The 243-nt window shown below is 16.5% G+C and carries 1 protein-coding gene; it reads right to left on the bottom strand.

Annotated elements, in window-relative coordinates; all coding sequences use genetic code 11:
* Nucleotides 1-243 (bottom strand): hypothetical protein (locus tag BBI10_RS28405; protein ID WP_208600716.1); only part of this gene is annotated, 243 nt, incomplete at both ends.

The raw sequence follows: 243 nt of genomic DNA, 5'->3' as shown, positions 1-243 counted from the left end.
TTTTTTTTTTTTGTTTTTTTACATTTTTTGGTTTTTTGTTTTTTTTTTTTTGGTTTTTTTTTTTGTTTTTTTTTTTTTTTTTTTCTTTTTTTTTTTTTTTTTTTTTTTTTTTTTTTTGGTTTTTTTTTTTTTTTTTTTTATTTTTTTTTTGGTGGGGTTTGTGGGTTTTTTTTTTATTTTGGTGGTTTTTTTGTTTTATTATTTTTTTTTTTTTTTTGTTTTTTTGTTTGGGTTCCCCCCCCC

Source organism: Pseudomonas graminis, assembly GCF_001705435.1.
Classification (GTDB): domain Bacteria; phylum Pseudomonadota; class Gammaproteobacteria; order Pseudomonadales; family Pseudomonadaceae; genus Aquipseudomonas; species Aquipseudomonas graminis_B.
The sequence above is the reverse complement of the archived record's forward strand: the minus strand, read 5'-3'. Positions and strand labels throughout refer to the sequence as shown.